The sequence below is a fragment of the Kushneria sp. Sum13 genome (assembly GCF_052692355.1).
Genome location: NZ_CP199847.1, coordinates 260909 through 286985, shown reverse-complemented (window position 1 = coordinate 286985; position 26077 = coordinate 260909). Strand labels below are relative to the sequence as shown.

Annotated in this window: 28 protein-coding genes; 13 read left to right on the top strand and 15 right to left on the bottom strand. The window is 62.2% G+C overall.

Features of this window, described 5'->3' with window-relative positions; genetic code table 11:
• The first annotated feature begins 53 nt into the window (after window positions 1-53).
• Window positions 54-2051 (top strand): transketolase, encoded by a 1998-nt coding sequence (gene tkt / locus ACUN8C_RS01255; RefSeq protein ID WP_445620575.1) that lies wholly within the window; start codon window positions 54-56, stop codon window positions 2049-2051.
• 149 nt (window positions 2052-2200) lie between these two features.
• On the opposite strand, the gene ACUN8C_RS01250 is transcribed toward tkt, so the two are convergent.
• Window positions 2201-3253 carry a class I fructose-bisphosphate aldolase gene (locus tag ACUN8C_RS01250; RefSeq protein WP_108840956.1) on the bottom strand — a complete coding sequence of 351 codons (1053 nt, stop codon included), beginning with the start codon at window positions 3251-3253 and terminating at the stop codon, window positions 2201-2203.
• Window positions 3254-3681: 428 nt separating this feature from the next.
• On the opposite strand from ACUN8C_RS01250, the gene ACUN8C_RS01245 reads away from it, so the two are divergent.
• Both ACUN8C_RS01245 and ACUN8C_RS01240 read left to right on the top strand, forming a co-directional pair.
• Complete coding sequence (locus ACUN8C_RS01245) at window positions 3682-4845, top strand: phosphoglycerate kinase (protein ID WP_445620574.1); 1164 nt, start codon at window positions 3682-3684, stop codon at window positions 4843-4845.
• A 144-nt stretch (window positions 4846-4989) separates the two neighbouring features.
• Window positions 4990-5433 (top strand): hypothetical protein, encoded by a 444-nt coding sequence (locus ACUN8C_RS01240; RefSeq protein WP_445620573.1) that lies wholly within the window; start codon window positions 4990-4992, stop codon window positions 5431-5433.
• 28 nt (window positions 5434-5461) lie between these two features.
• Here the strand turns inward: ACUN8C_RS01240 and ACUN8C_RS01235 are convergent, their stop codons facing one another.
• The 3 genes from ACUN8C_RS01235 to ACUN8C_RS01225 all read right to left on the bottom strand — a co-directional run bounded on the left by ACUN8C_RS01235 (window position 5462) and on the right by ACUN8C_RS01225 (window position 9108).
• Complete coding sequence (locus tag ACUN8C_RS01235; RefSeq protein ID WP_445620572.1) at window positions 5462-7231, bottom strand: methyl-accepting chemotaxis protein; 1770 nt, start codon at window positions 7229-7231, stop codon at window positions 5462-5464.
• 173 nt (window positions 7232-7404) lie between these two features.
• Window positions 7405-8274, bottom strand: coding sequence for a peptidoglycan DD-metalloendopeptidase family protein (locus ACUN8C_RS01230; RefSeq protein WP_445620571.1), 870 nt, complete (start codon window positions 8272-8274; stop codon window positions 7405-7407).
• 24 nt (window positions 8275-8298) lie between these two features.
• Entirely contained in the window at window positions 8299-9108 is an 810-nt protein-coding gene (locus ACUN8C_RS01225) for a TraX family protein (protein WP_445620570.1), read from the bottom strand.
• A gap of 90 nt (window positions 9109-9198) precedes the next feature.
• Here ACUN8C_RS01225 and ACUN8C_RS01220 point away from each other — a divergent pair, with 90 nt between their 5' ends.
• Complete coding sequence (locus ACUN8C_RS01220; RefSeq protein WP_445620569.1) at window positions 9199-10230, top strand: oxidoreductase; 1032 nt, start codon at window positions 9199-9201, stop codon at window positions 10228-10230.
• Window positions 10231-10236: 6 nt separating this feature from the next.
• On the opposite strand, the gene ACUN8C_RS01215 is transcribed toward ACUN8C_RS01220, so the two are convergent.
• The 6 genes from ACUN8C_RS01215 to ACUN8C_RS01190 form a co-directional block, all read right to left on the bottom strand.
• On the bottom strand, window positions 10237-11712 hold the full coding sequence (locus ACUN8C_RS01215) for a protein adenylyltransferase SelO (RefSeq protein ID WP_445620568.1): 1476 nt from the start codon (window positions 11710-11712) through the stop codon (window positions 10237-10239).
• Between the two features lie 135 nt (window positions 11713-11847).
• Window positions 11848-12861 (bottom strand): metal ABC transporter solute-binding protein, Zn/Mn family, encoded by a 1014-nt coding sequence (locus ACUN8C_RS01210; protein WP_445620567.1) that lies wholly within the window; start codon window positions 12859-12861, stop codon window positions 11848-11850.
• 45 nt (window positions 12862-12906) lie between these two features.
• Window positions 12907-13788, bottom strand: coding sequence for a metal ABC transporter permease (locus ACUN8C_RS01205; protein ID WP_108840963.1), 882 nt, complete (start codon window positions 13786-13788; stop codon window positions 12907-12909).
• Window positions 13785-14552: a metal ABC transporter ATP-binding protein gene (locus tag ACUN8C_RS01200; protein ID WP_445620566.1), complete on the bottom strand. Its 768-nt coding sequence runs from the start codon at window positions 14550-14552 to the stop codon at window positions 13785-13787. The genes ACUN8C_RS01205 and ACUN8C_RS01200 overlap by 4 nt, the downstream gene beginning before the upstream one ends.
• On the bottom strand, window positions 14549-14731 hold the full coding sequence (locus ACUN8C_RS01195; RefSeq protein ID WP_133240958.1) for a hypothetical protein: 183 nt from the start codon (window positions 14729-14731) through the stop codon (window positions 14549-14551). The genes ACUN8C_RS01200 and ACUN8C_RS01195 overlap by 4 nt, the downstream gene beginning before the upstream one ends.
• 230 nt (window positions 14732-14961) lie before the next feature.
• Entirely contained in the window at window positions 14962-15249 is a 288-nt protein-coding gene (locus ACUN8C_RS01190; protein ID WP_108840966.1) for a DUF4235 domain-containing protein, read from the bottom strand.
• Window positions 15250-15441: 192 nt separating this feature from the next.
• On the opposite strand from ACUN8C_RS01190, the gene ACUN8C_RS01185 reads away from it, so the two are divergent.
• On the top strand, window positions 15442-16107 hold the full coding sequence (locus tag ACUN8C_RS01185; protein ID WP_445620565.1) for an alpha/beta hydrolase: 666 nt from the start codon (window positions 15442-15444) through the stop codon (window positions 16105-16107).
• A gap of 213 nt (window positions 16108-16320) precedes the next feature.
• Window positions 16321-17001: an alpha/beta hydrolase gene (locus tag ACUN8C_RS01180; RefSeq protein ID WP_445620564.1), complete on the top strand. Its 681-nt coding sequence runs from the start codon at window positions 16321-16323 to the stop codon at window positions 16999-17001.
• An 83-nt stretch (window positions 17002-17084) separates the two neighbouring features.
• Here the strand turns inward: ACUN8C_RS01180 and ACUN8C_RS01175 are convergent, their stop codons facing one another.
• From ACUN8C_RS01175 to pdxR, 4 genes are all read right to left on the bottom strand, one after another.
• Window positions 17085-18545, bottom strand: a complete 1461-nt coding sequence (locus ACUN8C_RS01175) for a sodium:solute symporter family protein (RefSeq protein ID WP_445620563.1) — start codon at window positions 18543-18545, stop codon at window positions 17085-17087.
• Window positions 18538-18750 (bottom strand): hypothetical protein, encoded by a 213-nt coding sequence (locus ACUN8C_RS01170; RefSeq protein WP_445620562.1) that lies wholly within the window; start codon window positions 18748-18750, stop codon window positions 18538-18540. Before ACUN8C_RS01170 ends, ACUN8C_RS01175 begins: the two co-directional genes overlap by 8 nt.
• 130 nt (window positions 18751-18880) lie before the next feature.
• Window positions 18881-19150, bottom strand: coding sequence for a DksA/TraR family C4-type zinc finger protein (locus ACUN8C_RS01165; RefSeq protein ID WP_445620561.1), 270 nt, complete (start codon window positions 19148-19150; stop codon window positions 18881-18883).
• 12 nt (window positions 19151-19162) lie between these two features.
• Window positions 19163-20650, bottom strand: coding sequence for a MocR-like pyridoxine biosynthesis transcription factor PdxR (gene pdxR / locus ACUN8C_RS01160; protein WP_445620560.1), 1488 nt, complete (start codon window positions 20648-20650; stop codon window positions 19163-19165).
• Between the two features lie 90 nt (window positions 20651-20740).
• On the opposite strand from pdxR, the gene ACUN8C_RS01155 reads away from it, so the two are divergent.
• The 5 genes from ACUN8C_RS01155 (at window position 20741) to ACUN8C_RS01135 (ending at window position 23995) form a co-directional block, all read left to right on the top strand.
• Window positions 20741-21199 (top strand): GNAT family N-acetyltransferase, encoded by a 459-nt coding sequence (locus ACUN8C_RS01155; protein WP_445620559.1) that lies wholly within the window; start codon window positions 20741-20743, stop codon window positions 21197-21199.
• Window positions 21196-21915 carry a GNAT family N-acetyltransferase gene (locus tag ACUN8C_RS01150; RefSeq protein WP_445620558.1) on the top strand — a complete coding sequence of 240 codons (720 nt, stop codon included), beginning with the start codon at window positions 21196-21198 and terminating at the stop codon, window positions 21913-21915. The genes ACUN8C_RS01155 and ACUN8C_RS01150 overlap by 4 nt, the downstream gene beginning before the upstream one ends.
• 2 nt (window positions 21916-21917) lie before the next feature.
• Window positions 21918-22544, top strand: coding sequence for an FMN-binding negative transcriptional regulator (locus ACUN8C_RS01145; protein WP_445620557.1), 627 nt, complete (start codon window positions 21918-21920; stop codon window positions 22542-22544).
• A gap of 102 nt (window positions 22545-22646) precedes the next feature.
• Window positions 22647-22790, top strand: coding sequence for a hypothetical protein (locus ACUN8C_RS01140; protein WP_445620556.1), 144 nt, complete (start codon window positions 22647-22649; stop codon window positions 22788-22790).
• Window positions 22787-23995: an MFS transporter gene (locus ACUN8C_RS01135; protein WP_445620555.1), complete on the top strand. Its 1209-nt coding sequence runs from the start codon at window positions 22787-22789 to the stop codon at window positions 23993-23995. The genes ACUN8C_RS01140 and ACUN8C_RS01135 overlap by 4 nt, the downstream gene beginning before the upstream one ends.
• A gap of 33 nt (window positions 23996-24028) precedes the next feature.
• On the opposite strand, the gene ACUN8C_RS01130 is transcribed toward ACUN8C_RS01135, so the two are convergent.
• The gene (locus tag ACUN8C_RS01130; protein WP_445620554.1) at window positions 24029-24424 is read right to left on the bottom strand and encodes a hypothetical protein; all 396 of its coding nucleotides are present in this window, start codon (window positions 24422-24424) and stop codon (window positions 24029-24031) included.
• 218 nt (window positions 24425-24642) lie between these two features.
• Between ACUN8C_RS01130 and ACUN8C_RS01125 the strand changes: the two genes are divergently transcribed.
• The gene (locus tag ACUN8C_RS01125; RefSeq protein ID WP_445620553.1) at window positions 24643-25278 is read left to right on the top strand and encodes a LemA family protein; all 636 of its coding nucleotides are present in this window, start codon (window positions 24643-24645) and stop codon (window positions 25276-25278) included.
• Between the two features lie 19 nt (window positions 25279-25297).
• Complete coding sequence (locus ACUN8C_RS01120; RefSeq protein ID WP_445620552.1) at window positions 25298-26059, top strand: TPM domain-containing protein; 762 nt, start codon at window positions 25298-25300, stop codon at window positions 26057-26059.
• Window positions 26060-26077 lie beyond the last annotated feature (18 nt).

Sequence of the window (26077 nt, the reverse complement as noted above, 5' to 3'; positions counted from 1 at the left end):
TCGCTGTCGCCAGCGCCCCCTTTCACCACCAGCAGGCAGGAGTTCACCAAGATATGACCTCGCGTCGTCACCTCGCCAATGCCATCCGTGCGCTTTCAATGGATGCCGTGCAAAAGGCCAACTCCGGCCACCCGGGCATGCCGATGGGCATGGCTGACATCGCAGAAGTGCTCTGGAACGATCACCTCAGGCACAACCCGAAAAATCCCGACTGGGCAGAACGTGACCGGTTCATTCTGTCCAACGGCCATGGCTCAATGCTGCACTATTCGCTGCTGCATCTGACCGGCTATGAACTGCCGCTGGAAGAGCTCAAGAACTTCCGCCAGCTGGGCTCCAAAACGCCCGGTCACCCGGAGCACGGCTATACCCAGGGCATCGAGACCACGACAGGCCCGCTGGGCCAGGGTCTGGCCAATGCCGTCGGCATGGCGGTCGCCGAGCGCACGCTGGCCGCTCAGTTCAACCGTGATGGTCACGACATCATCAACCACCGCACCTGGGTCTTTGCCGGTGACGGCTGCCTGATGGAAGGTATCAGTCATGAGGCCTGCTCGCTGGCCGGAACGCTGGGCCTGGGCAATCTGGTCGTGTTCTATGACGACAACGGCATCTCGATTGACGGTGAAGTTGAAGGCTGGTTCACCGACGATACCGCGGCACGCTTCGAGGCCTATCACTGGAACGTCATTCGTGATGTCGACGGCCATGACGCCGAGCAGATCGATGCCGCCATCCGTGAAGCAAAGGAAGTCACCGATAAGCCGACCCTGATCATCTGCAAGACCGTGATCGGCTTCGGTTCGCCCAACAAGGCCGGCAAGGAAGAGAGCCACGGCGCGGCGCTGGGTGAAGAAGAAGTCGAAGCAGCCCGCAAGCAGCTGGGCTGGGAATACGGCGCGTTCGAGATCCCCGATGACGTCTATAAGGCGTGGGATGCCAGCGACAAGGGCCAGCAGCTCGAAGACGAGTACAAGCAGAAGATGGCCGCCTATGAAAAGGCCCATCCGGAACTCGCCAAAGAGCTTCAGCGTCGCTACGACGGCAAGCTGCCCGAGAACTTTGACGGAGATGCCCTGATCAAGCGGGCGCAGGAAAAGTCCGAAACCACCGCCTCGCGCAAGGCCTCTCTGGGTGTGCTCAACGAGCTGGCCCCGGAACTGCCTGAACTGTTTGGTGGCAGTGCCGACCTGGCGCCGTCCAATTTGACCCTGTGGAAGGGTGCCAAGGCTGTCAGCAAGGACAACTTCGACGGCAGCTACCTGCACTACGGTGTGCGTGAGTTCGGCATGGGCGCGATCGCCAACGGCATCGCCACCCACGGCGGCTTCATTCCCTATGACGCCACCTTCCTGGTGTTCATGGAATACATGCATAACGCTATTCGCATGTCGGCCCTGTCGCATACCCGCATCCTCCACATCTTTACCCATGACTCCATCGGTCTGGGCGAGGACGGCCCGACCCACCAGCCGGTCGAGCAGCTGGCTGACCTGCGCAACCTGCCGGGCCTGGCCACATGGCGCCCCTGTGATGCCACGGAAACGGCTGCAGCCTGGGTTGAAGGGCTTATGCGTGAAACCGGCCCCACGGCACTGATCTTCTCGCGTCAGGACCTGCCGGCCCAGTCGCGCGATGACGAACAGCTCAAGAACATTCGTCGCGGCGGTTATGTCCTCAAGGACGCCGAAGGCGGCCAGCCGGAAATGATCCTGATCGCCACCGGTTCCGAAGTGGGCCTGGCGATGGATGCGGCAAAAGAGCTCGAAGGCAAGGGCAAAAAGGTTCGTGTGGTTTCCATGCCCTGCACCAGCGCGTTTGATGAGCAGGACGAGGCGTATCGTGAGTCCGTACTGCCCAACAGCGTTCGCAAGCGCATGGCGATTGAAGCTGCTATCCCGTCGACCTGGTACAAGTACGTGGGTCTGGACGGTCACGTGTTCGGCATGACCACCTACGGCGAATCCGGCAAGGCCAGTGATCTGTTCAAGCACTTCGGCTTCACGGTCGAGAAAGTGGTTGAGCGCGCTGAACAGATGTTCAAGGCGTAACTCGCCAACACGCACCGGGCGGCTCGCGCCGTCCGGTACTTCAGAGACCTTGTGTGCTGTAGACAAAGCACTGAAGGCTGAAGGCAAAAGAAAGGGCCCGGCAATGAATTGCCGGGCCCTTTTGCGTCTCAAGCGTCAGAACATGCCGATCAGGCGATGGTGACGCTCTTGTCGAGATAGACGTCCTGAATGGCGTTCAACAGGGCAACGCCCTCTTCACGCGGCTTCTGGAACGCCTTGCGTCCGGAGATCAGACCCATGCCGCCGGCACGCTTGTTGATGACCGCAGTACGCACGGCTTCACCCATGTCGGAATGGCCCTTGGAGCCGCCGCCAGAGTTGATCAGGCCAGCACGGCCCATGAAGCTGTTGACGACCTGATAGCGCGCCCAGTCAATCGGGTTGTCGCTGAGCAGTTCGTCATAGACGCGATCATGCGTATGACCAAAGCCGACCGCGCGATAGCCACCGTTGTTCTCCGGCAGCTTCTGCTTGACGATGTCAGCGTTGATGGTCGCTGCCAGATGCACGGCCTGACTGGTGAGGTCAGAAGAGACGTGATAGTCGGTACCGTCCTTCTTGAACTCGGGGTTACGCAGGTAGGACCACAGCACGGTGACCATGCCCAGCTCATGCGCGCGCTCAAACGCCTCGCTGATTTCCTGGATCTGGCGACGGCTTTCCGGCGAGCCGAAATAGATGGTGGCACCAACGGCGACACAACCCATGTCATGCGCCTGCTCAACCTGTGCAAAGATGGTCTGGTCGTAGATGGCCGGGTAGGTCAGCGTCTCGTTGTGGTTGAGCTTGACCATCATCGGAATGCGGTGCGCGTAGCGACGGGCTACCGATGACAGGACACCCAGCGTGGAGGCGACACAGTTACAGCCGCCCTCGATGGCCAGCTCAACGATGTTTTTCGGATCAAAATACTGCGGATTGGGCGCAAAGGAAGCGCCGGCCGAGTGCTCGATTCCCTGATCCACCGGCAGCATGCTCACATAGCCTGTGCCACCGAGTCGGCCATGGTTGAAGATGGTCTGCATGTTGCGCAGTACGTGCGGCGAGCGGCTGCTGTCCATCATGACCCGAGTAACAAAATCGGGACCCGGCAGGTGCAGGTCCTCTTTCTTGAATCCGGCACAGGTATGGTTCAACAGGCTATCCGCTTCCTCTCCCAGCAGCCTGGCGATATCTGTCATTATCTTCATCCTCTTTTCTACGAAAGATTTTGCATTGCCGCAGACCAATGCCGCGGCCTGGACAGCATAAGCAACTATACGTTGCAGTTCATGTCATGTTTTGTCAGTAGTATTCACGCATGAAGGCGGCTGCACTGCATGTCTGTCACAGACGACCACATGTTCAGGGCCGCCATGACGGGTTCCCATTGTGAGGCGACAATGGCCTGGCCCACTTGACCGCGATGCGCGCTACGGCCAGTGCTTCGACGAAAGTCTCATGCCCGCCACGGCGCCCGGCCAGTCAATAATGACGCCCGCGGCGACTGTCTTCGTTTTCCATCTCCCTGCTATGCTGGGGGAAGTTTTCAGATCGGTCCTGATGGCAGTATCAGGGCTATCCTTACCGCTCAATGCTGACCACTTATCATTAATACGGGAGTAGCGACATGACTGTGCGCAAGATGTCCGAGCTGAACCTCGCCGGCCAGCGTGTCCTGATTCGTCAGGATCTCAACGTGCCGATCAAGGATGGAAAGGTCACCTCGGATGCCCGCATTCGTGCCAGCCTGCCCACCATTCGCACGGCGCTGGAACAAAATGCCCGTATCATGCTGATGAGCCATCTGGGTCGCCCGACCGAAGGCGAGCCCAACGACGAAGAGTCGCTGGCACCGGTGGCCAATCACCTGGGTGAACTGCTGGGCATGACGGTGCGCCTGGAGCGCGACTATCTGGAGCAGGACCCCGAGGTGAAGGAAGGCGAGGTCGTGCTGCTGGAAAACGTGCGCTTTAACAAGGGCGAGAAAAAGGATGACGAGGCGCTGGCGAAGAAATATGCCAGCCTGTGCGACATCTACGTGATGGACGCCTTTGGCACCGCGCATCGCGCTCAGGCCTCGACCCACGGCGTGGCCCGCTTTGCCCCGGACGCCTGTGCCGGCCCGCTGCTCTCCTCGGAGCTGGACGCGCTCGAAAAGGCGCTGGCCAATCCGAAGCGCCCGATGGTGGCCGTGGTGGGCGGCTCCAAGGTCTCGACCAAACTCGATGTCCTCAATGCGCTGTCCGAGAAGTGCGACCAGCTGATCGTGGGTGGCGGTATCGCCAACACCTTCATTGCCGCGGCCGGTTACAACGTCGGCAAGTCGCTGTATGAAGCCGATCTGGTGGATCAAGCCAAAGCGCTGATGGAGAAGGTCAACGTGCCGCTGCCCATCGATGTGGTCGTGGCCACCGAGTTCTCCGACAAGGCCGAGGCCGTCACCCGCAATGTGGATGACGTGCGCGACGACGAGATGATTCTCGATGTCGGCCCCCAGACTGCCGAGACCTACGCCGAAGCGCTGCGTGAAGCCGGCACCATCCTGTGGAACGGCCCGGTGGGCGTGTTCGAGATCGATCAGTTCAGCGGTGGCACCAAGGCCATGGCGCATGCCATCGCCGACAGTGACGGCTTCTCGATTGCCGGCGGTGGCGATACGCTGGCCGCCATCGACAAGTACAGCGTCACCGATGATATCTCCTATATCTCTACCGGTGGCGGCGCCTTCCTGGAGTACGTGGAAGGCAAGACCCTGCCGGCGGTCAGTGCGCTGCGCGACGCCGCGAAATAACGCCTGACGACACGCTGCTCAAGCTCGATAAAGGGGCCCTGTTCCTTCCCGGAACAGGGCCCCTTTTGTAACGCCTTTTTGCAAGCATGTTTCCGTGGCCCCCGCTCGGCGCTACACTGCGACAAAGTGCAAAACAGGCCATCCATGAACAAACGACTCTTTTATGCCGGTAGCTGGCCCGATTCTGCTGCCCTGCTCGAAGGTGCCCTGTGGGTAGGCTATGCCTGGAGCATTCAGTGGTCGCTGGTCAACCATCAGAGTCTCGTCTTCCTGCTGGCGACCCTTGTGGTGCTGATCTGCGCGCTGACAACGCTTTTGTGGCAACCGCTGAAACTCACACTTGCCCGCTACCGGGTCAGAAAGCGTCGCACCGAAATGTGGATGCACATTCTCTATCCACCGATGCTGCTGGCACCGCCGCTGTGGTGGCTGCTCGAACGTATCGTCGGCAGCCTGCCCGATGCCCAGCAGTGGACGCTGGCCTGTTTGCTGATGACCGTTGGCTGGCTGGTCTTTCTGATTTCACTTCTGATCAAACGCCTGATCCGCCAGTACCGTCAGTCACTGAGCGATCACGCCGCGGACTGACGGTCTGGCGGGCGGGTGCTCCTCGGCCCTAGAAGCTTTCCCACTCATCCACCGTGGCTGCCCGGGACGAGACGTGAGCGGCCTTCACTCGAGAGCTTTCACCCCTGAAGGCTTCGGAATCTTTCACGCTTTTCGAAGCTTTGGCCGCCAAACGAAACGGTGCTTCAAGCGTGGTCTTCGACTCGGCCGGTGCAGGGCTTTCAGTTGCCGAATGGGTCAGACGAAAGACCGAGACGGCCTCGACCAGCGCCTGTGACTGCTGATAAAGCCTGCGTGACGCTTCACCATTTTTCTCGACCATGACGGCGTTGTGCTGTGTGGTCTGATCAAGCTGGCCGATGGCCTCTCCCACCTGACTGACCCCGGTGCTCTGCTCGACACTGGCGCGGCTGATATCGCCCATGAGGTGGTGAACACGCTTGATGGAGGTCACCACTTCCTCAATGGTCTGACCGGCCTGATCCACCAGCACCGTACCCTTTTCAGTACGGGTAACGCTTTCTGAAATCAGCTTGTTGATTTCACGCGCCGCCTCGGCACTGCGGCTGGCCAGACTTCTGACTTCACCGGCCACGACCGCGAAGCCACGCCCCTGCTCGCCGGCCCGGGCCGCCTCGACCGAGGCGTTGAGCGCCAGAATGTTGGTCTGGAAGGCAATGTTATCGATCACGCTGATGATTTCCGAAATACGCCGTGACCCCTCGTTGATTTCCTTCATGGTGACCACCACGCTGCCAAACACCTCACCACCGCGTTCGGCCACGCCGGCGGCACTGGTGGCCAGCTGTTCGGCGTCGCGGGCATTATCGGCGTTCTGGCGCACCGTGGCACTGAGCTCTTCCATGGCAGCTGCCGTCTGCTCCAGCGCACTGGCCTGCTGCTCGGTACGCGAGGAAAGCTGACTGTTACCCTGCTCAATATGGCCACTGGCATGGGCGACCTCATGAGCGGTACGGCGCACATTGGCCACGGTGTCCTGAAGTCGGTCGGCCGTGCGACTCAACGCGGCCATAATGCTGCGATCCTGCTCGTGGTAACCCGTGCGTGGTGTATCCAGCTCGCCACGGCCGATAGCCTCTGCCAGCGCGCGCACGCCATCGGGTTCAGCGCCCAGCGTTTTCAACAACCCACGCGTAATCAGGGTGGCAATCACAATACCCAGCAGCACCGCCAGCGCGCACAGGGTAATCATGGTGGTCTTGAAGCCACCGCTGATGCCACGTACCACGCTGGCCTCGGCATGATTCATGGTCTCTTGATAATCGATGAAGGCGTTGATCGAGGCCAGCCAGTCCACAAAGGCCGGGCGCGCCTGCGACAGCAGCAGGGTTCGGGCCCCCTCGATATCACCAGCGCGGCGCGCGTCAAGTACGCGATCAATCAGCGGCATGGTACGGTCATGAATTGCGTTGATGCCGTTCAGAAGACGCTGATCTTCGGGCGTAAACTGCTCGCTGTCTGCTGCCATGGCGGCCATGCTGGCGGCAGCGGCTCGGTAATCTGCGGTCAGCTTATCAATCAGTGCCGTGACCTTTGGCAGCTCATTGTCATTGACCAGCGTGGCATCTCTCAGCGCAATGGCTCGATCATGGACACTACCGCGATAGTCGATGGCATGGCGCTGCTTGACGCTGTTGACATCGTTTATGTGGATTAGTCCACGATCAATCTCGCCGACGCGCCATACGCCAATGGTTGTCAGTAATACGATCAAAAAGAGTATTGCAGAGAAACCAAGCATCATGCGGGTGCGAACGCGCATGTTCGAAAGCGTTGAGATGCCTGAAGCCGTCGCCATGAGAATCACCTGCCTTTATTAATGCACTATTAATTAACGCACTATCAATATGGGCAGTAGTTATCGCCTCAGGCCTTCACGACTTGAGTGATGGTGCCGCCAGGAAATTTTATGGCCGCCATAGTCATGGCAAGCATTAAAGCGCCCGGGACAGGCCCGGGCTGACAGAAAGGCTACTGACGCTCCAGCACCAGCAGCGGATCAATACGGGTATCAAACCAGTTCATGCCCCAGTGCAGGTGTGGCCCGGTCGCCCGACCGGTCGCCCCCACCTCGCCGATCACATCCCCCTGCGCCACGCGATCGCCCACCTTCACATCCAGTTTTGACAGATGCAGGAAGTTGGAACTGATGCCGTAGCCGTGGTCCAGCAGCACCGTGCCACCGGTCAGATACAGATCCGGGTTGGCAAAGGTCACGATGCCTCCGGCAGGTGCCTTGACCGGTGTGCCGGTGGCCGCGGCAATATCCATGCCCGAATGCGCAGAACCCGGCGTGCCGTTGTAGACGCGCTGATTGCCAAAGCGCCCGCTGATGCGCCCTTTCACCGGCCAGATGAAGTGCTCGGCAAAGTCGGGAATCCGCTCATCGCGCGTGCGGGCGTCACTGACGCCGGCCTGCTCACGACGAATGCGCTCGGCAATTTTGGGCGGCGGCGACACGGTCTTCGGGGGCACGCCATTGATGCGCTCGACAGGGAAGTCCCGCGGCGTCACCTGGATATTCACCGTGCGCTGCTGCCCATCGGGCGAGGTAATCCCGACCTGACTGGCGCCGGTGGCATCACGGCCGATCCCGAACACCACCGTGCCGTAATCGGTGACCCCCAGCGTGCGCCCGGCATGGGTGACCTGGCTGCCGGGCGGCACCCGCCCGATGACCATGCTTCCCTGCTGGACGTGCTCGGGAAACACGATGGGGACCTTTTGAGTGTCGGCCTCGGCGGGCGCGCTCATCAGCGTGCCCAACAGCATCAGGGCCGGCAAGAGCCCGGACAGGGCGCGGCGCAGACCGGCGGTCGATATCATGACATCAGAAAACATGGGTCACTCACTCTCGAAAGATGATCAGGTCGTCAGCATATAGGGGAGATAAACGATCAGGGCAATCACGGCCAGATGCCCCGGATACCAGCCCAGCCACAGCCAGCGTGGCATGCGCACCACCCGAGGGATGAAACGGGCCAGACCCGCCGCGATCACCAGAACGATCAGGGTGGTCGAAAAGGCCACGCTTTTGCTGATGGTGTAGATATTGAGCTGCGCCGTGATCAAAAGAATCGGCACCCCGGCCAGCCAGGCCCAGATGCGCGCCACGCCGTGATCAAAGTGTTGATAAACCGCCATGGCCAGCATGAACCCCGGCACCATCAGAATACCGAAACGGCCGTACTCCAGCAGTGGGCCCACCGTGTACCAGACAAGGATGGACAGCGCCACGGCGGCGGCACTCATCACCCGAGCGCGCGTCTCGGTGGGCGGTGACACCAGCAGCTGACGCAGCCAGGCGCCCCAGACCAGTCCGAAGGCCAGCGTGAAGCAGACGTTGATCACCAGTACGCTGGAGTAACGCGGCATCAGTATATAGGGTAGCTGTGCGATCAGACCGATGACCAGTATGCGCCGTGCATAGCGCATGGGGTTGCGGGTATCGAAAAGCCCGTGCCAGGCCACCATGGCGGCAAACAGCGGAAACGCCACCCGCCCGATGGTCGAACTCGCCCAGCCGAACTGCCAGGAGAGCTCATTGGACAGCGCATAGCGCACCACGTGGTCCACGGTCATCGAGATCAGGGCGAGCCACTTGCCCCAGTCCGTCCAGTGGGACCGGGGTGCCCGGCGATCGGGCGCCGGGGCCCCGGCGGTTGTATCGGTCATGCGCGCTCCATCATTTGATCAGGTTGGCAGGTCATACCACAGGCCGCGACTGGCGCGGTGCACGCTCATACAAGGACACGGAGACAATTCATGCACTCCCCCATCAACACCGTGATTGTCGGCTACGGGCTGGTCGGGCGCGTCTTTCATGCGCCCCTGATTCGAAGCGTCAGAGGCATGACGCTCAAGGGCGTGGTCTCCAGCCGCCCGGACGACGTTCACGCTGACCTGCCGGACATCGACGTCTACTCGACGCCCGATCAGGCCTTCAGTGACCCTGAGGTGGATCTGATCGTGATTGCCTCTCCCAACGACACACACACCTCGCTTGCCATGGCAGCACTTCAGGCCGGCAAGCATGTGGTGGTCGACAAGCCCGTGTCGCTGGATGGCGAGGAGCTTGAGCACATCACGGCCTGCGCCCGCCATCATGACAGAGTTTTCAGCGTCTTCCAGAACCGCCGCTGGGACGCTGACTTTCTGACCCTGAAGGGGCTGCTGGAGACAGGCCGTCTGGGCGATGTCACCCGCTGCCACCTGCACTTTGACCGCTTTCGCCCCGAGGTCCGCGACCGCTGGCGCGAGCGCCCCGGCCCCGGCAGCGGTGCCTGGTATGACCTGGGCGCGCATCTGGCCGATCAGGCCGTAACGCTGTTTGGCACGCCGCGGGGCGTCTACGCCGATCTGGCCACGCTCAGACCGGGCGGCGGTGCGGTGGATTATTTCCACGTACTGCTGCGCTATGACCACCACCGAGTGGTGCTCTCAAGCCATGCCCTGAGCGCCCATGACGGACTGCGCTACGCCATCGACGGCACCCGCGCCTCCTGGATCAAGCACGGTATCGACACCCAGGAGCAGACCCTGCGCGACGGCGGCACCCCGGGCCAGCCCGGCTGGGGCGAGGACCCGCAGCGTGGCGTACTCTACCAGGGCGACACCGGCGAGAGCGAGTCCATCGATAACGTCCGGGGTGACTATCGCGCCTACTACGACAATATCGTCGCGCACCTGAACGGCGAGGCCGAGCTCGCCGTAACCCCCGAGCAGGCCCGCGAGGTCATGCGCGTGCTCGACGCCGCTCATGAAAGCAGCGCCACACGCTGCGAGGTCGTGCTCTAGTCGGCCTCAGGTCCCGCAGAAGGTCCGAAACACGGCCTCATCGGGCGAGGCCGGCAATGTCCAGGCCTCACGCCCGGGCTGCTCTTCAAACGGGTGGGCGAGAATCTCGCGCAGCGTCTCGAAGGGTTTAAAATCCCCTTCGGCGGCGGCGCTCAGTGCCTGCTCGACCTGGTGGTTGCGCGGGATATAAAGCGGATTGATCGCCTGCATGTGACGGGCGATCTCATCTGCGCTGCGCGCCTCGCGCGCCAGACGGGCCCGCCACTGTTCAAGCCAGGAGCGAATGCCCGCGTCCTGTTCAAACAACGCCAGAAGCGCCGCGTCACCGTCTTCACCGCGAGCACACTCGCCGAGTTGTCGAAACGTCAGGGTGAAGTCGGCGCGCCCGACCCGCATGGCCTCCTGCAGCGCCTCGATCAGCGCCTGATCACTGTCTTCTGCCTGCACAAGGCCCAGCTTTTCACGCATCACTCCAAGCCAGGCGTCGAGATACTGCTCGGAGAAGCCCTGCACCACCTCGGTGGCCCGTTCGATGGCGCGCTGCTCATCGGCGTCAAACAGCGGCAGCATCGCCTCGGCCAGACGCGCCATGTTCCACTGCAGAATCACCGGCTGATTGACGTAGGCATAGCGCCCGCCGGTATCGATTGAGCTGAAGACGGTCTTCGGGTCATAGCGCTCCATGAAGGCGCAGGGGCCAAAATCGATGGTCTCGCCGGCAATCGAGGTGTTGTCGGTGTTCATTACGCCGTGAATGAAGCCCACGCCCATCCAGCGCGCCACCAGCTCGGCCTGGCGCTGCTGGATGGCCTTTAACAGCGCCAGATAGCGATCCTGCTCGGGGGTATCGGAAAGCTCGGGATAGTGGCGCTCGATCACGTGATCGGCCAGCACTCGCACGGCCTCGGCGTCATGACGCGAGCCAAAGTACTGAAAGGTACCGACCCGGATATGACTTGAGGCCACCCGCGTCAGCACCGCGCCGGGTTCCGGCATGCGTCGCATGACCCGCTCCCCGGTCGTGACGGCTGCCAGCGCGCGCGTGGCAGGGATGCCCATGATATGCATGGCCTCGCTGATCAGATATTCGCGCAGCACCGGGCCGAGCGGCGCACGACCATCGCCGCCACGGGAAAAGGGCGTGCGCCCGGCGCCCTTGAGCTGAATGTCACGCAGCTGCCCGTGACGGTCGGTGACTTCACCCAGCAGCACCGCGCGCCCATCGCCCAGCCGCGGCGAGAAGCCGCCAAACTGGTGGCCGGCGTAGGCCTGAGCGACCGGCTCGGCGCCAGGGGGCAGCTCATTGCCGGAAAACCACTCGGTGGCCTGCTGCTCATCGAAGGCAGTCAGGTCAAATCCCAGCGTCTCGGCAAGCGTTTGATTGAAGGCAATCAGGGTGGGCTTTTCAACGGTGACCGGGGTGAAGGGTTCAAAAAAATGGGCCGGCAGACGCGAATAGCGCAGGGTAAAGGTCGGAAACATGGTGACTCCGGCGGCCGGGGCCGCGTATTGATAAAGTGATCCGTCCGGATCAAAAGAATAGAACATCACAGACATGAAGGCCCGGCACTCCCTGAAGAGGCCGGGCCCTGAACAAGCCGGTACAAAGGCGATTAATCAGTCGCTTTGCTTCATGGCCCTGACCATCTGATCGACGTTGAAGCGGAACATGTCGACGTAGGTCGACGCCGGACCATCGTCTTTTGAAAGTGCTTCCACGTACAGCTCGCCGCCGGGCTCGGCACCTGCGGCATTGGCGATCTGCTCGACCAGCCGCGGGTCGTTGGAGTTTTCAAAGAAATAACTCTTGATGTGCTCGCCCTTCATCTGCGTGATGAGTTCTGCCACATCCTTCGCCGAGGCCTCGCTGTCGGTGGTCATGCCCAGAGGCGACAGAAAGGTCACATGGTAGCGGTCGCCGAAATAGCCGAAGGCATCATGGGAGGTCAGGATTTTGCGCCGGGCCTCGGGAATGGCCTCGATCTGCGTTCTGGCATACTTGTCCAGCGACTCGAGCTCCTGTTTGTAGGCATCGCCGTTGGCGCGATATTCCTCGGCCCCGGCCGGGTCCGCCTTCGACAGCGCTGCCACGATGTTGTCGACCCACACCCCGACATTGGCCGGACTGTTCCAGACGTGGGGGTCGGGGCCGTCATGATGATGGTGATGACCGCCGTCACCCTCCTCATGGTCATCGTGATCATCCGCGTCATGGCCGTGATCGTGATCTTCGCCGTCATGGCCTTCTTCATGGCCCTCATCATGCTCGTGCGATGACTCATCCATTTCACGGGTGTGAATGTCCCTTGAGACCACCACGGGCTTGCCCTTGAAGCCGGAGGTGGTGATCAAACGATCCATCCAGCCTTCAAGCCCCAGCCCGCTCATGAATACCACATCAGCGTCGCGCACCCGACGCACGTCGTTCGGCGTCGGCTCATAGGCGTGCGGGTCGCCGTTGGTGCCAATGAGACTCGACACCTCGACCCGGTCGCCTCCCACTTCACTGACCACATCGGCCAGCACGGTAAAGGAGGCCACTGCCTTGATGTCAGCGGCCTGCGCTACCGCCGCCGACAGCGGCGACAGTGCCAGTACGGCTGCCCCGGCCCACCAGACTCTGATCTTCATGCATGCTCCCCGTTTAACAGTAGAAACGCTGGTCCAAAACCCGATCTAGCCGGCCAGGTGTGGACGTGACAGGCGCTGACGCACGATGCCCAGCCGCCCGAACAGAAACGACAGCAGATAGATACCGCTGGCCGAAAGCACGATGGTCGGGCCCGACGCCACGCCGGTATGAAAGGAGATGTTGAGCCCGACGATGCCGGCCAGAAAGGCCACCAGCATGGCGCTGAACATCATGCCCGGCAGGCTGACCGCCCAGAAGCGCGCCGCGACCGCCGGCAACATCATCAGCCCCACCGCCATCAGCGTGCCCAGCGACTGAAAGCCCGCCACCAGATTGAGCACGACCAACAGCAAAAAGAGCACGTGATAGAGATGCCCGCGCCCGCCGACCGCGCGCAGGAACCCTGGGTCAAAGCACTCCATGACCAGCGGTCGATAGATCAGGGCCAGCAGCACCAGCGTCAGCGAGGAAATGCCGGCAATCAGATACAGCGCGTTCTGATCGATGGCCAGAATGGTGCCAAAGAGCACGTGTAACAGATCCACACTCGAGCCCTTGAGCGATACGATCAGAACGCCTGCGGCCAGCGAGGTGAGATAGAAACTGGCGAAGCTGGCGTCCTCGCGTACCGCCGTCGTGCGGCTGACCAGCCCGGAGAGCAACGCTACCGCCAGCCCCACGATCAGCCCGCCCAGCCCCATCGCCGGCAGCGACAGCCCCGCGACCAGAAAGCCGACCGCAGCGCCTGGCAGTACGGCGTGGCTCATGGCATCGCCGACCAGACTCATGCGTCGAAGCATCAACAGCACGCCCACCGGGCCCGAGCCCAGCCCCAGCGCAATACAGGCCACCAGCGCCCGGCGCATGAAGCCGAAATCCACAAAGGGGGCCAGCGTTACGTCATAGACCGTGGTGAGAATGCTCATGCCTGCTCCTCATGCAGTTCACAGGTATGGGCATCCTGACGCCAGGATTCTTCCATCATGTTGGCCCGCTTCAGGTGGTGCGGTTGCAGCACCTCCTCGGTGGGCCCCCAGGCGATCGCCTCACGTGCCATCAACAGCGTCTGCGGGAAGCACTGACGCACCTGGGACATGTCGTGCAGCACGGCAATCACGGTGCGGCCATGCTCGTGCCAGTGGCGGATCAGCGACAGCAGATCGCGGGTGGTGCGCTCATCGATAGCGTTGAAGGGTTCATCCAGCAAAATGACCGGCGCATCCTGCAGCAACAGACGGGCAAACAGCACGCGCTGGAACTGCCCGGACGAGAGTTCGCTGATGCGTCGCTGCTCGAAACCGCCCAGACCAACCTTGTCGAGCGCCTCCAGCGCCCGTGCCACATCCTGGCGCTTCATGCCGCCAAACACGCCCAGTCGATGCCAGTCGCCCATGGCGACGGTATCGAAAACGCTCAAGGGGAAGCTGCGATCAACCTCGGCGGCCTGGGGCAGGTAGCCATAGCGGCTGGCCGACATTCCGGCCCGGTCGATGCGACCCTCGGAGGCGGCCATGGTGCCGGTCAGTGCCTTGATCAGGGTCGACTTGCCGGCCCCGTTGGGGCCGATAATCGCCGTCAGACTGCCGGCCTCGAAACTGCCGGTCACATGATGAACGGCCGGGTGGCGCTGGTAGGTAATGGTGAGGTTTTCAAGGTGGATGGGCGCACCCTTCAGATCAGGGCAGCTCATGGCACGGCCACCGCCCAGTGCACCATGGACCAGAGCCCGACCAGGCCCACCGCTGCCAGCAACAACCGCCAGCCCACCGAGGAGGCCAGAATGGAGCGCTGGCAGCGGCGCATGACATGATCATCGCGCGCACGCTGGGCGTTCGGCGAATCATCCGTAGAAGAAAGGTGACGAGACACGACGTGATTCCATGACGACGCGATGCCGAGCAGACCCACGCTCGGCATCGGGTAAATGTTATAAAGTATCATTACATGAGAGACTTCAGAGTGCAATGACTCTGCGCCGCACGAAGACCTTGAACAAGCGTCTCCAGCGATTTTTCGTCCACGCCCTGGTCGAGCCCTGTCCCGCAGGCCCCCGCCAGCGGGACGATAAACCCTGGCGGGCACCCTCTTCCAAGGGGAGATCAATCCTCGAGTCGTGCCAGCAGCCGCTGACCACGGCGTGACCGGCGGGTACGACGCATGCCGGCCGAAGCCATCTTCCAGCCGACGATCCTGGCCGCACCAACTGCCATACCGCTGGCCGCGCCCCATAAAAGCGCCTGACGCCACTCGATGTCATCCCGATCCGGGTTGACCGGCGGTTCAAAGATACCGTGGCGGAAGGTCTTTTTCATGGCCTGACGCATGGCAATGCCGGTGGCCGCCGCCGTGGCGGTGCCGACCAGCGTCCAGAGAGTTTGAGACTTCATGGCAGTATCCCCTTCAAGTGATCAAGAAAGCCCTTCAAGCCTGGCCGATCCCGTTCGGCGCCACCAGTGCCCATCTACCCGTACTCATCCACCAGTACCCATCCACCAGTACCCATCCACCAGTACCCATGGACAGCTCCGCCGCACTCACGCACCATCCGGCCATCCTTTTAAAGATCCACAGGACCTCCCATGACCGAGCAGCCTCCCGTCATTGTCGAACCAGAACGTACGCCGGCCACCGCCGTGGTCATCATCCTGCATGGCCTCGGGGCCAGCGCCCACGATTTCGACCCGCTCATCCCGGCGCTGTCGCTGCCTGAAGACATGCCGGTGCGCTTTGTCTCGCCTCACGCCCCCCAGCTGGCGGTGACCGTCAACAACGGCATGACCATGCCGGCCTGGTATGACATCACCAGCATGGCGCTCAACCGCGAGATTGATGAAGTCCAGCTCCGAGCCTCGGCACAGCGCATTCATCGTTTGATCGATGAACAGATCGCCAGTGGCATCGATAGCCGCCGCATCGTGCTGGCCGGTTTTTCCCAGGGCGGCGCCGTGGCCTACGAAGCGGCGCTGACCTATCCCGAACCGCTGGCCGGGGTGCTGGCCATGTCGACCTATTTTGCCACGGCCGACAGCATCAAGCCGGACGACGCCAATCGCACCACGCCGATCGGGATCCATCACGGCACCCAGGACCCGATCGTGGATGAAACCCTCGGCCAGCGCGCCGCCCAGCGCCTGACCGACATGGGATATGACGTGGAATACCGGACCTGGCCCATGGTTCACACCATCAGCGCCGATCAGGTACCGGCCATTCGTCAGTGGCTGATCGAACGGCTGGGAGAATAGGGATCTTCATCGCAGGCTCATGAAGCCCCTCAGTCGTTCAGGAGAAAAGGGCAGGCAAGGGAGCTCATGCCCGGCATCAGGAAAATCATGCCTGCCATGCCGGGGCGCTTAAATACGGCGCCGACAGGGCTGATCGCCTTTTACGGCACGGACATGAGATCACGCCAGCGTCATCCTTGGGACATCGCTTCCACAGTCTTTCAAGGTGTCGACATGTCCTTTGCCCAGTCTTCGATCATCGAACCCGCCAGCGGCCGTCCGGCGGACGCCTGCGTTATCTTCCTGCACGGCCAGGGTGGCAGCGGTTACGACTTTGAACCGCTGTTCCATGCACTCGCCCTCCCTGACAGCAGCGCCGTACGCTTTGTACTGCCCGGCGCCCCGATGCGTCAGCTTGAATGCCGTCAGGGCGAGCGTGCCAGCGCCTGGTATGACGCTGCCCCCGGTGAAATCGCCGGCGGCCATGCGCAACAGCAGATGGTCGACGCCGTACGTCAGGTCGAGATGCGCATCGACAGCGCACTGGCCGATGGCATCGATGCCAGCCGGATCATTCTGGGCGGTTTTGGCCAGGGTGCCGATATCGCTGCCCACGCCGCACTGGGCTTTCGCAAGGGGCTGGGCGGGCTGATGATGCTCTCCACGGCACTGGGCACCATGCCCTCCAACACCCATGACGCCAACCGTCATCTGCTGATCACCATGCATCACGGTCGCCAGGACCCGATCGTGGGCGAGGCCGCGGCGCGTCAGCGTTCCGATCAGTTCATACGCATGGGCTATAGCGTCGATTACCACGCCCATACCATGGGCAACGAGTTCTGCGCCGACGAGCTTTCACAGCTGCGCGCCTGGCTGGTCACGCGCTTGATTCGCACCCGCCTGGTCGCCTGATTCACATCGTGTGATGAACAGATTGGATAGCGCTTGATACGACAGCGCCGCCCTTTTGGGCGGCGCTGTCGTCGTTGTCACACTCAGGTTTTCGATGCTCGGGCGGCAATCCGGATGAACTGCGCCCCATCGCGGGGTGGCCGGGTCACAAGGCTTGTGACGAGATATAAAAGCGTCGCGACCGGCAGGCCCCAAAGGCCCGGTGGCAGGCCCAGCGGTTTGAGGCCGGTGACAAAGCTTGCCAGCACCAGCGCACCGGCACCCACAATGCTGACCAGCGCCCCGGCCGCCGTACCCCGCGCCCAGAAAAACGCCCCCACAATGGCCGGCACGGCCACGACCAGCCCGCTTGAGGAGGCCACCGACAGCACCGCAATCAGATCAAGGCGAAGCTCGGCAAAGCCCAGCGCGATCAGTGCAATGACCGGCATCACCCACTTGCCCAGCCGCAGCTGCGCCTGCTCACTGCTATCGCCCTTTGGCGACCGGCGAAGATCACGCGCAATCATTGAGGCCAGCGTCAGCATGATCGAGTCGATGGTCGATACCGCCGCGGCCAGAATGCCTACCATCACGATCACACCCAGCACCGGTGGCACGTGGTTTGAGGCCAGAAGCGTCGGCGTGGCCAGGTCGGCACTTTCAAGCGAGGGAAAGGCTACCAGCGCCGAGAAACCCCACAGCACCGACACCAATGTATAGATAAAGCCAAACACCAGAAAGCCCAGCAGCATGCGCCGCATGGCACTCAGATCCTTCGGCATGAAAAGGCGCTGGCTGACCTGCGGGTTGGACAGGCTGAAAAAGAACCACGGCAGGGTCAGCCCCAGAAAGTTGACCAGACTGAACACGCCGTTGCCCGGCACCGCCAGCGACTGCGGATGCTCCAGCGCCAGTCGGTCAAAAAGCACGCCGAATCCGCCCAGCTCATGCACCACCAGCAGCGCGACCAGCGTCGAGGCCACAATCATGAAAAGGGCCTGCAGCGAGTCGGTCCAGGCCACCGAGCGCATGCCCGCAATCCGCGAAAAGAGAATCGCCAGGAGAGTGGCGACCACCACGCCGGTGGTAAACGACACCGCCCCACCGCTCATGCCAGAGAGCAGATAACCCACGCCTGCCAGCTGTACCGAGGCATAGGGGATCAGAAATAGACAGCTGGTCAGGGTCACCGCGATTGCCACACCGCGGCTTTCATAGCGATGCCCGAGCATCTCGCCAGGGGTGACAAACCCGAAGTGCCGCCCGACGGCCCAGAAGCGCGGACCAAAAATCGCCACCAGCGACACCCCGGCAAAATAGAGAATCTCGAAGCCTAGTGCTCCGACGCCCCCGGCGTAGGTCAGCCCGGCCAGCCCCACCATCATGAAGGCGCTGTAGGTGGTGGCGCTGTAGCTCAATGCCGACACCACACCCCCCATCTGACGGTTGCCCAGGAAGTAGTCGGCCATGCTGCTGCCCTGCCCCTGCCGTGAACGCCAGGCCACGATCAGTGATACCACCAGATACAGCGCCACGGCACTCCAGATCAGTGACTCACTCATGCCGGCCCTCCTCGTCAACTGCTTGTGTGGGGCGGCCAAAATGGCGCGTGGCCAGCGCATTCAGCGCGATTACCAAAAGCCCCAGCACGCTCCAGAGCAGAAAGCTGCCATACCAGGCCTGCACGCGGGACAGCAGCGTAAAGGGCAGCACAATGGCGGGTATCACCAATAGCCATACCACTCCAATCCAGCGTGCCGCGGTCATCTCGTCTCTCCTTTTGCCCATCATTGCCGGCCGACAGCATAGCGTGTTCCACTTATGCTCGAAATAAGCAAAAAAGCGTAGAGCCCAAAAAAACCGGGCCCCAGGCCCGGTCTTTCAACAATGTGTCCCGTCAGCGCAGCTGACTGTCCTTGCTGCCGCGGCGATTAAACCCGGAAGTTCGACTCGTGTGCCGGTCTTCCTCGGCCTGGCAGTTCACGCACAGGCGAACACCCGGCACGGCCTCGCGGCGGCGCTCGGGGATGGGCGCCTCGCACTCTTCGCAGTGCGTCAGGCTTTCGCCCCGGTTCGCCAGATGACTGCGCGCCCGTGCCACGCCCTCCTCCACGGTATCGTCAATCTGATCCTGTACTGCGCCATCTCGTGTCCAGCCGCCGGCCATGATGCTTTCCCCCTAACGCTGAAAAACCGGGCATTGAAGACCCAGCCACACCCGGGCCAGCCAGTCACCGGCCCGAGCAATCTCCTGCTCATGACTTCCAGCATAGCCCAGTACCAGCCCGGCCCGAGTGGCCGGACCTGTAAAATAGCGTGACAGCGGTGAAAGCTGAATGCCTCGGGCGCGTCCTGCCTCGACCAGCGCCTGCTCCTGAACCAGGTCATCGAGTCCGGCCAGCAGGTGCATGCCGGCATGCCCCGTGGAAAGCGTCAGCCCCATCGCAGTAGCAGGTGCCAGTGCCTCGCGCAGCGCCGCCTGTCTCGACCGATAGGCCCGGCGCATGCGCGCCACATGGCGGGAAAAGTGCCCTTGTTCGATAAACTCGGCAAGTGCGGCCTGAGCCACCATCTGACCCTCCCGGTTGAGCCTGGCATTGGCTTGTCGAAAAGGCTCGACCAGCGCCTGTGGCAATACCAGATAACCCAGCCGCAGGCCCGGGTAGAGCACCTTGCTGAAGGTGCCCACGTAGATGACCGGCGCCTGGTCCACCAGCCCCTGAAGCGAGGCCAGCGGCGGCGAGCTGTAGCGAAACTCACTGTCGTAATCATCTTCGATGATCCATGCCCCATGGCGCTCGGCGGCATTCAGCAACGCCAGTCGCCGCGCCAGACTCAGCGTCACACCGCGCGGATACTGATGCGATGGCGTGACGTAAATCAATCTCGGCACTGGCCCGTCGGGGGCACGCTGCGGATCAATGCCCTCGGCATCCACCGGTACAGGCACCAGCGACAGTCCCGCCGCCGTTAGTGCCACCTGCGCACCGCCATAGCCAGGCTCCTCGATCCATGCGCTGTCACCGGGGTCGGCCAGCAGCCGGGCGATCAGCTCAAAGCCCTGTTGCGCCCCCTGGGTAATCAGAATCTGATCAGGCGTGCAGCGCACCGAACGTGACAGACGAAGGTAGTCACACAGCGCGGTTTTAAGTGCCGCCAGCCCACCCGTCGCCTGATAGGCCAGCCACTGTTCGGGCGCGCGCTGCTGATGACGGCGCAGCAGCCGCTGCCACTGCTCGCGGGGAAAAAGATCCAGCGCCGGGATACCGGGCGCAAAGGCGCGGTGGCCACCACCCGATGGGGCACAGGCCGCCAGCAAGCGATCTCCCCGGCGCGATAGTGTCTCGCGCCGAGTCAATGCCGGCGCCTGATGCACCGCCTCGGCCAGGGCAAGCGGGGCCACGAACAGCCCTGCGCCGGGGCGACTTGCTACCAGCCCCTCTGCGGTTAGTCTGTCCAGCGCCGCCAGCGCCGTGTTGCGCGCAATCTCCAGTTCCCGGGCCAGCTGGCGGGACGACGGCAGCGCCTCGCCGGCAGCGAGTTCACCGGCCTCGATCCAGCCGCGCAGTGCGGTGTACAACACCAGGCTCAACCCCGACTCACGGCTTTTCGCCAGCCGAATGGCGAGTGCCTCGATCACCCATGCCGTGCGCGCCAGTCTGCTCAACCGGTTCTCCCTGTTTTCCCGAAACTGGTTCTTATGAAAGAGCCAGTATGCGATCAGGATGACAGACCGTCACCCCACTCAGGAGCCCCCATGTCCCCTATCCGATTGGCCAGCTCATCTGATCTTGAAGCATTGACCGTGCTGCTGGACGGCTATCGAGTGTTCTATCAACAAAAAAGCGACACAGCAGCCTGTCGCACTTTCCTTCACGAGCGCCTGCAGCGCGGCGACTCCCATTTGCTGGTTCATGACGATGGCCCCGGCCCGGACGGTTTCGTGCAGCTCTATCCGGTGCTCTCGACGGTGAGCCTTGCCTCGCGCTGGCTGCTCAACGATCTGTTCGTGGCACCCGATGCACGTGGCCGCGGTATCGGCCGGTCACTGATGCAGGCCGCCGCAGACCTGGCGCTGGAACAGGGCGTACCGGCCTTGATGCTGCGCACCCAGATCCACAATCATGCCGCGAAGGCGCTGTATGAATCGCTCGGCTGGCAGACAAACAGTGATTTCGACACCTATATGCTGACCCTGCCGGTGACACGACCATGACGTCGCCCGTCGAACCCGGGACCACGCCGGTGGGTGAGCAGATCAGTGACTGGCAGCCACCGAACCTGCCTGAGCGTACCCCTATTGAGGGGCGCTATTGCCGCGTAGTTCCCCTGAATGCAGCCACCCACGGCGAATCGCTGTTCAACGCCTGGCGCAAGGATGATGTCTCACGCTGGGTCTATCTCGGTGGGCGACCCTTTGATGATCAAAAAGGCTGTCTGCAATGGATTGAACATCAGGCAGCGTTACGCGACCCGATGTTCATGGCACTCATTGATCGAGATAGCGACCGGGCGCTGGGCGTAGCTGCATGGCTCAACCTGACGCCCGAACACGGTGCGATCGAGGTGGGCCATCTGAGCTTTTCCACACTCATGGCGGGCACCCGAATGGCCACCGAGGCGCTGCATCTGCTGATCGATGACGTCTTTTCTCTGGGCTATCGCCGCGTGGAATGGAAATGTGACGCGCTCAATGCGCCCTCAAGGCGCGCGGCCAGGCGACTGGGATTCCGCCTTGAAGGCCTTTTTCGCCAGCACCGTGTTGTGCAGGGACGCAATCGTGATACGGCCTGGTTCTCGATCCTTGATCACGAATGGCCGGCTATCGCCCGTGCGCATAGGCAGTGGCTGATGCCGGACAACTTCGATGCGCACGGCATTCAGCGCCAGGCACTGTCGTCGCTGACCGCCACCGTCAACGGGGAGGCCTGACCATGTATCTACCGGGCCATTTCCAAATGAACGGTCTCAAAGCACAGCATGCCCTGATGCAGCGCTATCCGTTCGCGACGCTTGTGACTGTCGCCAATGGCACCATTGATGCCAATCCGCTGCCGATGCTGCTTGATCCGCATCGGGGAGATCATGGCGTGCTCGAAGGGCATATTGCCCGCGCCAATGGACTCTGGAAAACGCCGTCGGTGACAGCCATGGCGCTCTTTCACGGCCCGCAGGCCTACATTACGCCGAGCTGGTATCCGGCCAAACGCGAACATGGCCGGGTGGTGCCCACCTGGCACTATCTGAGCGTACAGGCGCACGGCACCCTGCGGTTTATCGAGGATCGCGACTGGCTGCGCTCGCATGTCGCCGCGCTGACAGACCGGTTTGAGCGTGAACAAACCACGCCATGGTCGATCAGCGACGCGCCAGCGGATTACATCGACGGCATGTGTCGGGCGATCGTGGGCATCGAGTTTCACATTGAGCGGCTGACCGGCAAGCACAAGGCCGCACAGCACAAGGATGACGCCACGCAGCGCGCAGTGCATGAGGGATTGCTCACCGCCGGCTGGGACGAGGTACGCGCAGGATGGCTCAGCGGCCAGACGAGCCCGTAAACGTCAGATCACTCACCAGCATCCGAGTCGGTGGTCGATGGGTTATTGCCGACATCGTCATCTGGCTGCAGACTTCTGTCATCTTTCTGTGGAAAGCCGGCGATGTCTTATACCCTTGATCTCTTGATCTACCCGAACTGTCAGCTGCTGAATACCAGCGGCCCCTGGCGGGTGTTTTCCACCGCCAACGACCTGGCCGGCAAGCCGCTTTATCGGGCCCGCTTTGGCTCGGGAGCCTTTTCATGACAATGCACTGCGTATCGACCCGGCTGCCGGCCACGGTATGGTGGCTGGCCCTGTGTCAGGCACTACTGGTCAGCGGCAATATCATGCTGATCACCATCAATCCGTTGATCGGTGCGCATCTGTCACCCGGGGAGGCCTGGATCACGCTGCCGGTGGCCGCCCAGATGCTGGGCACCACCTGTGCGACCCTGCCGGCCGGCTGGCTGACAGCGCGTTTCGGGCGACGGCGCACCTTTATCATGGCCAATCTGACCGGGCTGGCCGGCATCGCTCTGGCGGCACTGTCACTGGTAGGGGAAAGCTTTGCCGGCTTTAATCTCGGCGCCTTTGGGATTGGCGCCAGCATCGGCGCCGGCATGCTCTATCGTTTCGCAGCAGTGGATGCCGCCCCCGAGCAGCGTGATCGCGCTCTGTCGATGGTGATGGCCGGCGGCGTTCTCGCCGCGCTGTTCGGCCCCTGGCTAGCCGGCGTCTCCCGCCATCTGTTCGCCGTACCGTTTCTGGGCACGCTTGCAGGGCTTGCCAGTTTGTATCTTGTGGCGCTGGTGATTGTGGCCAGTCTCACCCTGACCGACCCGGTCCCCCGTGGCCACCGAATCACGTCGGTCTCACGGCTCACGCTGCTGCGCCGCCCGCGACTGGCGGCCGCGATCCTGGCCGCGGCGCTGGGGTATACGGTGATGAACCTGGCCATGACGGCCACGCCGCTTGCGATGGCCCATCACGGGCATGATTTTGAGGCCACGGGGCATGTCATCAGCGCGCACGTGCTGGCGATGTTTGCGCCGAGCTTTTTCACTGGTCATCTGATTCGGCGCTTTGGCCATGTCCGCATGATCATGACCGGTGCGGGGCTGCTGGCGCTGAGCGTTGTCTGTGCGTTGCTGACACCGGCCCTCCATGCCTTTGGTGTGGGGCTGGTGCTGCTGGGGCTGGGCTGGAACTTCACCTTCGTGCCTGCCAGTGCCTGGCTTGCGAGTGCCCACTGTTCCGAGGAAGCACCCCGCGTACAGGCGCTCAATGACTGCGTGGTCTTCAGCCTGGTCACGCTTTCGGCACTGGCGGCAGGGCCACTCAATGCGTGGCTGGGCTGGCAGACGCTTAATTTGTGGCTGCTGGTGCCCGTGCTGCTGATGGCGCTTGCAGTGGCCGGTTTGAATCGTCGGGCACCGGCCATGATATCGACGAGCGCGCCTCAATCGTAACGGGCAGGCGTGCCGGTCAGATTGCCGGCCGGTTTACGGGGCAGTGTCATCCTGGGTGCGCTGATCGGGTATCTCGGCGGTGCCCTGCCCGGTTTTGGTGGTATTGCTTTCGTTCATGCTGCCGGCACCGTCCTGCTGATGCTGGCCATGGGCCCCAATGGCCGGAGAAGATGTCTCATGCGATTGTTGCATCTGCTGCTGGCGATCATTTTGCATGCTGCCGCTTTGATTTTGCATGCCGCTGGCACCGCCCTGGCGGGGCATGCCTTCCATGTTCTGCCCCGTCGTCTCCATTGACTGGGACGACATGTTATCTGACTGGGACGGCATGTTGTCCGTGCTGCTGTCGCCTGACTGCGATGAAGCCAGTGTCAGTACGGGTACAAGGGCCAGTATCAGACCCCAGGATACGAGTTGTGATGCTTTCATGACGATGCCCTCCAATGAGCCATGCCAGCTCTGAGCATAGAGGGCGCAAGGGTGGACCACCGTCTTTTCTGGCTGCTGCTTTGGTCGTGTCAGCACGCAAGCCGCGATCCACGACGACGATTGCCGTGCCGGCATCTAGACTGACATCATTAGCAGGCCATCATGATGATGGCCCGTCTATCCGACATCCTAACGCCTGCCCGTTCGAGACCCGAAACATGCCCATGTATCACGACCGCTCTTCCCCCGCCCGCGCCGGCCTGCGCCCTTTTCACTGGCAGTGGCTGACACTGCTGTGCCTGTGTGTTGTGCTTTCCGGCTGTGGCATCAACAAGATTCCAACGCTGGATGAGAAAGTAAAATCCGCCTGGTCTCAGGTCGAGAATCAGTACCAACGTCGCGCCGACCTGATCCCCAACCTGGTCGAGACGGTCAAGGGCTACGCCAGTCAGGAACAGGAGACCCTCACGGCCGTGATCGAGGCACGCTCGAAGGCGACCTCGATTCAGGTCGATGCCGATACGCTCAATAACCCCGAACAGATGCAGCAGTTTCAGCAGGCGCAGCGTCAGCTGAGCGGCGCACTGAGTCGTCTGATGGCGGTCTCGGAGCGCTATCCGGAGCTTAAATCCAACCAGAACTTCCTGGCGCTGCAGTCCCAGCTGGAAGGCACGGAAAACCGCATAGCGGTGGCTCGACGCGACTTCATCCAGTCGGTCGAGGCCTACAACACCGAGATCCGCACCTTCCCGGGCAGTATCTGGCACAAGATCATGTACAGCGACATGCCGATTCGCGAGAACTTCGAGGCCACTGCCGAAAACGCAGACCAGGCCCCGCAGGTGAAATTCTGATGCCAGAGGTGACTTACTGATGCGACTGACACGCTCGCTCGCCGTCGGCTTTTTGCTGCTGCTGTGCACGGCAGTCGCTCAGGCCGCGCCCGACTTTCCCGAACTGACCGGGCGCGTGGTGGACAACGCCCAACTGCTCGATACGGCCGCCGAAACGAAGCTTTCTCAGACGCTGGCAGCCCATGAAGAGGCTACCGGTGAACAGGTGGTCGTAGTCACGCTGCCCGATCTGGGCGGAGAGACCATCGAGCAATACGGCTATCAGCTCGGCCGTGCCTGGGGCATCGGTCAGGAGGGCGAGGATAACGGCGCCCTTCTGATCGTGGCCCTTGATGAGCGCAAGGTGCGCATCGAGGTCGGCTATGGCCTTGAGGGACGCCTGACCGATGCACAGTCTTCCGCCATCATCAACCAGGTAATCACACCGGCCTTTCGTGACGGCGACTATGCCCGCGGCATCGTCGCGGGCAGTCAGGCCATGATCCAGGTACTGGGTGGCGACCCGCTGGCACAGACCCAGACCCGACAGCAGCCGGAACACGAGTCCAGAGAGCTCGGCGGTGCCGGTATCTGGCTGACAATTTTGATGTTCATCGTGCTGATGATCGTTCGAGGTGGTGGCGGTCGTGGCGGACGAGGTCGAGGTGGACTGCTCGGCGGCATGCTGCTGGGTGGCGCGCTTGGCGGTGGTGGCCGCTCGGGAGGCGGTCTCGGCGGCGGCGGTGGTTTCAGTGGCGGTGGCGGCGGCTTCGGCGGCGGCGGCGCGTCCGGCGGCTGGTAACGGTCGCGCTCACACAAG